Origin of the sequence: Tautonia rosea (assembly GCF_012958305.1) — a bacterium.
GTDB lineage: Bacteria > Planctomycetota > Planctomycetia > Isosphaerales > Isosphaeraceae > Tautonia > Tautonia rosea.
This window is the reverse complement of record NZ_JABBYO010000003.1, coordinates 562,464-568,591: the sequence shown is the minus strand read 5'-3', so window position 1 is coordinate 568,591 and position 6,128 is coordinate 562,464. Positions and strand designations below refer to the sequence as shown.

General features: G+C 61.1%; 6 protein-coding genes. 2 read left to right on the top strand and 4 right to left on the bottom strand.

Features of this window, described 5'->3' with window-relative positions; translation table 11 throughout:
- Positions 1 to 160: 160 nt before the first annotated feature.
- The 3 genes from csrA to HG800_RS07665 all read right to left on the bottom strand — a co-directional run bounded on the left by csrA (position 161) and on the right by HG800_RS07665 (position 2,761).
- On the bottom strand, positions 161 to 430 hold the full coding sequence (gene csrA / locus HG800_RS07675; protein ID WP_169975429.1) for a carbon storage regulator CsrA: 270 nt from the start codon (positions 428 to 430) through the stop codon (positions 161 to 163).
- A gap of 159 nt (positions 431 to 589) precedes the next feature.
- On the bottom strand, positions 590 to 1,060 hold the full coding sequence (gene fliW, locus HG800_RS07670) for a flagellar assembly protein FliW (protein ID WP_169975427.1): 471 nt from the start codon (positions 1,058 to 1,060) through the stop codon (positions 590 to 592).
- Positions 1,061 to 1,438: 378 nt separating this feature from the next.
- Positions 1,439 to 2,761 carry a DUF6807 domain-containing protein gene (locus HG800_RS07665; protein WP_169975425.1) on the bottom strand — a complete coding sequence of 441 codons (1,323 nt, stop codon included), beginning with the start codon at positions 2,759 to 2,761 and terminating at the stop codon, positions 1,439 to 1,441.
- Positions 2,762 to 2,927: 166 nt separating this feature from the next.
- Here HG800_RS07665 and HG800_RS07660 point away from each other — a divergent pair, with 166 nt between their 5' ends.
- Positions 2,928 to 3,335: a DUF1499 domain-containing protein gene (locus HG800_RS07660; protein WP_169975423.1), complete on the top strand. Its 408-nt coding sequence runs from the start codon at positions 2,928 to 2,930 to the stop codon at positions 3,333 to 3,335.
- 45 nt (positions 3,336 to 3,380) lie between these two features.
- Here the strand turns inward: HG800_RS07660 and HG800_RS07655 are convergent, their stop codons facing one another.
- Complete coding sequence (locus HG800_RS07655; protein WP_169975421.1) at positions 3,381 to 4,343, bottom strand: DUF1571 domain-containing protein; 963 nt, start codon at positions 4,341 to 4,343, stop codon at positions 3,381 to 3,383.
- A gap of 341 nt (positions 4,344 to 4,684) precedes the next feature.
- Between HG800_RS07655 and thiC the strand changes: the two genes are divergently transcribed.
- Complete coding sequence (thiC, locus tag HG800_RS07650; protein ID WP_169975419.1) at positions 4,685 to 6,028, top strand: phosphomethylpyrimidine synthase ThiC; 1,344 nt, start codon at positions 4,685 to 4,687, stop codon at positions 6,026 to 6,028.
- The last annotated feature ends 100 nt before the right edge of the window (positions 6,029 to 6,128 follow it).

Here is a 6,128-nt window from a genome sequence, read left to right as displayed (position 1 = left end):
CGGGGTTCTCGCGCGAATTCGCAATCGTTGGGGAATCGAATCACGCCGGGTGAGTCGGGCCAGGCGAGCCCTCGGCCGAAACCGGGGCTCGCCGGAACTGCTGTATCTCTGTGAGGTTAACGACGAGGAGAGCAGCCATCTGGCTTGAGCATCGGCAGGATCAAGGCCCCTCGGGTCGTGGCCGCCGCGGCTCTCGCCGCAGAGGAGGACCGTTGAGGCGGTCGATCCGGCGGGCCTCCTGGGGATCCAGGCGGCTGGCTTGCCGGTTCTCTCGCTGGATGGCCTCGTACACCTCCTGACGGTGTACGGAGATCTCGATCGGGGCCGCGATCCCCAACCGGACCTTATCGCCCCGTATATCCACCACGGTGATGACAATGTCATCACCGATGATGATGCTTTCGTCGCGGTGTCGGGACAGGACCAGCATGGACTAGGCTCCTTCCTCCTGCCAGCGACGGACGTGCCCATCCCTGGCCACGTCGTCCGTATTGTCGGCAGACTTCAACGGGGCCGCCGGGCGGACCCGCCGCGGGCACACCTTCGAGAGCATGCCCCCATTGCCAGTTGCCCGGCGGATTCCTCCGCGTCACGCAGTGGCGCGAAGTGCCGTGGGTCCGGGCAGCAGGGTCGGCGAATCTTCCGGCTCCCCCAGCGGGAACCGGACGGCATAGCGACTTGAGGTCAACACCAGTTGCCGGCCAAGCCGGCGAGCCAGGTTGAACACCAGGGGCCCCTGGAGGTTGACGGTCAGCCCCAGTTCCCCGTGGTTGAGGATGACGTAGACGAGCGGTTCGCCCGCTTCATCCAATTCCAGGGCTGTTCGATCGCCGGGACGAAGCTCGACCCGGTAATCCGCGACGGCCACCTGCGGCATCACCATCGCAAAGGCCAGGTCCGGGTCGGCGGTGGACTGGAGCCAGACCAGCCCATCCACCTCCGAATCGGGCCAGAGCACAAACTGCGTGGTGCCTCGGAAGCCGACCAGTCCCTCGGGAATCTGGACGACGTCCAATTCCCGAACCTGGATCGGCCCGAAGCGTGTCGTGACGATGTTCACTTCCTGTTTCCCTCCCTGGTCGGAGGTCCGGAAATCCGGACCGGTCCGATCCTGGCTCGTCCCCGATCAATCCGATCCGAGATCCGACCCACCCGGGCGATCGGTTCGGTCGGTCATCGCGGGCGGCCACGACGCCTTGCCGCGGAGACGGGCCCGCACCTCACTCGGCTCCTGCCGAAGTCGGATGACGGGACTGACCGCGGGTGTTATCGACCCTGAAGGCTCAAGCGGCCCACCGTCGCACGGCGGTTTTTCTCCGCCATCGACCATCTGAGAAGGCCGCGACGATCGACCCGGTCGTAACGGTCGGTTGAGCCTCCGAGGTCGTAGGGCGATCCCACGTTGGATCATGTGCCAGCGCACGTCCGGTCAAGATGATCAGGGCGATCGGATCAGGTGGGTGACCGTCGGGGGCTCGGCAAAATCGCGCCAGACGCGTTCATTGCGCTCGACGTCAGGATGCCCGTCATGAATCAGGATGCGATACCGGAAAACGATGGGCGATTCCGGTCCAATGCTCACCAATTCATCGTGGCTGGGGACGAAGCAAAAGAAAGGGAGCCGGGTTGGATGAATCCGGGCAGGGGTCGGATGGTGCAGATTGGTCGGGTGGTCAAACATGGCGGCTCCGGCGTAACGGTCCGACCCATCCGTGATGGGGCCGGATAGGTCCACCCATCGGGCCGGCTTCTGATCACCTTCGACACGATCGAAGCCCTCGCTGGTGAGCACGTCGAGCGCCCCCTGGGGCAAAAACGAGTCAGGGCCGCGATAGGCCATTCCCCCGTATCGGTAAGGTGGCAGGACCAGGGGTATCCCGGTCGCCTGCTGAGTGCTCGTGAGGTCGAAGAGGCGGTAGGGAGTGCCCGGAAGATCAAAGACCTCGACATCCCAACGTTCCCTGAGCACAACGATAGGGTCAGCGTCGGTTCGGTTGGCTTCCCAGCGATGAAACGTTGAGAACCGGGCGGAAACAGGCCCGGTCGTCACCGATCCGAGTCGATCGAAATGAATCTTGCCCGAGCCATTCTGGATGTTCCAGAAATCTGGTTGAAGATCACCGACCGAGGTCTTCGTGTAGGCAAGAAAGAAACCCCGATGATGCGGGTGTGACTCGGCTGAGTAATCTCCCGTGACCATTGCTCCGGAGGGGGCGAAGGCGGGATGGATGTAGGCGTCCCTCGGCTGGTTCGGGTTGGGATGATCGGGGTGGGTGACCGGCGTGGTGTTGTATCGAAAGACCGGGTCGTCGCCCCTGAATAGCTCCAGGTGTCCCTCCGGGCTCGTCCGGAAGGCCCAGGGATCGGGCTCAACCGGCGTTTCCAGGGGTTCGAGACGGAAGGTCCGACGACTGCCGGCCGGTGTGTGGCCGGGGAGGATCCAGAGGATCCGAGTGAGATCGTTGGACGTATCGACCTGGGCGACAACGATCTGGCCGGGATTATCGAGATCGCGAAGCCCGACGCGGCCCCCCCGTGCTGCAATCAGATCAAGCCAATCGGGCCAATCCTGGCCAGCCTCGTTCGTTGGGATCGTAATTTGCACTGGAGTCTGTCCGCGATCGAACCGGCCGGCATCGACGGTCAGCTCGAGACTTGGCTCGGGTGACTCTGCCCCGGTCGCATTGAGTGAACCAAGGCCCAGCAGGGCAGCGGTCACGAGCCAGGTAGAACACGATCGCAGTCGTTGGCCTTGTTGCATGGCTTCCCCCGTCGCCGCAGTCGATCCGATGAAGCAAAGGCCCTTCGGTTTCTTGCCGTTCGGGCCGCTCTCGATGAGGATACGATGACGGAACGAACCGTGGGAGAGCCTTGCTCCGTTGCTTTGCTCATTGCTGTCCTGGACACCAGAATACGAAGGAAAACCGATGGCCCTCCTTGATGGCTTAACGAAGAACCAGGCCGAACTCCGGCCAGGTGACTCAGACGATGATCTCAGACCACTCGCCCTGTCTCTGGCGCCGGTTCATGCAGTGACCTGGGCCCAGCGGATCATTGCCGGGTGGCCGCGCTGGAAGATCGAAGCGGTTTACGAGGATCGAGCAATGATCCACGCCACGCATACAACTCGCGTGTTTCGTTTCGTGGATGATGTCCACATTATCTTCGAGCCTGATTCCCGAGGATCGCTCCTGATGGCCAGGAGCCAGTCCCGGATTGGCAAGGGAGACCTGGGGCAAAATGCCAGAAACTTGCGAGCCCTGGTCCGAGGTCTTCAGAACGAAGATCAGATCCGCCGAGCTCGGCTGGCGGATGGGGTGAAGATCAATACATGACCTTAATGCACGAGGCCGCGCCTCAGCCTTGCCTGGAATCGGAACTCAATATCGCTGGAAGCCGTAATCGGGATTGGTCGGATCGAAGTCGAGTTCCGAGAAGGTGATATCGAAATTCACGTTCTCGTAATGATAGCGTTCGGCGAGCTGGAGTTCGCCGTCGTCACATCCCGGTTGCGGCCAGTCGTAGCTGACGATGTGGAGGGGGATCAACAATTCGGGACAGTAGCGGATCTCGACATAAGCAAATGGACGATCCTCGGTGAACGACGAGTGAGAGTGTGTTGAGCAATACCAAAGTTTGCCGTTCTCGTCGATTTCCCGATCGAGGATGGTTTCGGCCCTTGGATCGTCCAGATCGAGTTTCCGGAAATGAAGGAGTTTGCGAGCCAGGTGAGCCAGACCAGCCTCGGTGATTGGGTGACGGTTCTCCGCCAGGGCGATCGGACCGTGAGGGTCCACCTTCAAGCGAGGAAAGAGCCGTCGGGTCCAGTCGCCGTTGTGGGCGAGCAAATGATCGTCGAACCGACCTGAATGGTAGAGCGCTTCCTTGCCTGGCCTGGGTGCTTCAAAGCGAAGATAGACGGCGAACGGCTCGTGCTGCACCTTGATCTGGAGGGACTGCTCGAGCCCAAGCTCTCCCTTAATCCGCTCCTGCCGTACGAGGTTGGCCGAGTACCCGTCCACTTGATCCAGCTTTTGCACAGCGTATTCCATGAAGTCGAGCAAATACTGCTTGGCTTCCTGGCCTTCAAGCCGGTGCTCGGGCCAATCGGGCAGGAGGTCGAGCTGTTCTGACGTCTCATCCGCGTTCGCGACGCCGACCTGAACGAGATCGTTTGAACGACTGGCCCGATGCTCTTGGGCAACATCCGATTTGAGCGACTCAAGGGATGGCGTCAGCCACCAACAAAATCCTGCCACAAGGCCCATCGGGACCATCAAACTCGGAATCGCGACCCACCATCGGCGAGCTTGGAGACAGGCGGAGGCACGATTCGCGACCATGCGAAGCTCCTCGAAGCCGGTGCCGAGATCTCGGCATCCTGAGAGGGGGGTCAGTTCCGGGCGACCGTGACGTCCTGGTCATTCCTTGGTCGTCACTGGCAGTATCATACGGTGAAGGCGACCAGAAAGTCTTGGGACCATTGCGGAGAATTTTCTCGATTAAAGGGATTGCGCGGGGTTGCGCGAGCCGAGGTGATCGGTTGCAATCGGCTGAATTGACCGGTATCCCCTGAGACGGCTACCATGAGTCTTGCCATCGTCGTCAGACCTGATGGCATGCCTTCTACCCCTGCTGGCCGTCTCCAGAACCGAGATACGTTCCGCTGCCGGATGTTTGCATCATGACTCAGATCGAACAGGCGCGTCGAGGAATCATCAGTCCTGAAATGGAGTTCGTTGCCCGTCGAGAGGGGCTCGAACCCGAGGTTGTTCGCGAGGAAGTCGCTCGCGGCCGGATGGTCATTCCGGCGAACCGGGAGCACCTGAAACTCGGTCTTCAGCCGATGGGCATCGGCATCAAGGCCGCGTGTAAGATCAATGCAAACATCGGCAACTCGGCCGTGACCTCCGACGTCGAGAACGAGTTGGAAAAGCTTCGAACCTCGGTCGCCCTCGGTGCTGACACGGTCATGGACCTTTCAACCGGCGGGAAGATCGACGAGATCCGTCGGGCGATCATTGCCGCCAGCCCCGTGCCGATCGGAACCGTACCGATCTATCAGGCAATCCAGCAGGTCAAGAAGCCCGAGGACATCACCGAACAGGGCTTGCTTGACGTGGTCGAGCATCAGGCCAAGCAAGGCGTGGACTACATGACGATCCACGCCGGTATCCTTCGCGATTATGTCGGGATGACGGCCCACCGCATCACCGGAATCGTTTCTCGGGGCGGTTCGTTAATGGCCCAGTGGATGATGGCCCACAACAAGGAAAATCCCTTTTATTCCCGGTTCGACGACCTTTGCGACATCATGCGGGAATATGACGTCACCTGGAGCCTCGGCGATAGCCTTCGCCCTGGCTGTCTGGCCGACGCCAGCGACCCAGCCCAGTTCGCCGAGCTGAAGACCCTGGGTGAACTCACCCGAAGGGCCAAGGAACGCGGATGCCAGGTCATGGTGGAAGGCCCTGGTCACGTGCCGATGGATCAGATCGCCATGAACATGGAGAAACAAGCCTTCGAGTGTGATGAGGCCCCGTTCTACGTGCTCGGCCCGCTCGTCACCGACATCGCGCCGGGATACGACCACATTACCTCGGCCATCGGCGCTGCCATGGCCGGCTGGTACGGGGCAAGCATGCTCTGCTACGTCACGCCCAAGGAACACCTCGGCTTACCCGAAGTCGAGGACGTGCGTCAGGGGGTCATCGCTTACAAGATCGCCGCCCATGCCGCTGACGTGGCTCGCCATCGCAAGGGAGCCCGCGACCGGGACGACGCATTAAGTCGCGCTCGCTACTCCTTCGACTGGAACCGGCAGTTCGAACTCTCACTCGACCCCGAAACCGCCCGCCGGATGCACGACGAAACCCTTCCTCAAGAAGCGTTCAAGTCGGCTGCCTTCTGCTCAATGTGCGGGCCGAAGTTCTGCTCGATGCGGATCAGCGAAGACATCCGCCGACATGCTCAACAGGCCGCCGGTCTCATTGAACTGACGACAGAACCCGTCGTAGCCGCATCGTGAGCCGAGTTGTCAATCGTTTCTGAGATCTCTCCCCCGAATACCGGGGGAGAGGCTTATCGTACGATTGCTCTGACGACGTATCGAGGCGTTGGTACGCCAT

What these genes read in the sequence shown, in the direction of transcription:
- thiC (WP_169975419.1), top strand. Translation starts at nt 4,685, where the DNA reads ATGACTCAGATCGAACAGGCGCGTCGAGGAATCATCAGTCCTGAAATG.
- HG800_RS07660 (WP_169975423.1), top strand. Translation starts at nt 2,928, where the DNA reads ATGGCCCTCCTTGATGGCTTAACGAAGAACCAGGCCGAACTCCGGCCA.
- csrA (WP_169975429.1), bottom strand. Translation starts at nt 430, where the DNA reads ATGCTGGTCCTGTCCCGACACCGCGACGAAAGCATCATCATCGGTGAT.
- HG800_RS07665 (WP_169975425.1), bottom strand. Translation starts at nt 2,761, where the DNA reads ATGCAACAAGGCCAACGACTGCGATCGTGTTCTACCTGGCTCGTGACC.
- HG800_RS07655 (WP_169975421.1), bottom strand. Translation starts at nt 4,343, where the DNA reads ATGGTCGCGAATCGTGCCTCCGCCTGTCTCCAAGCTCGCCGATGGTGG.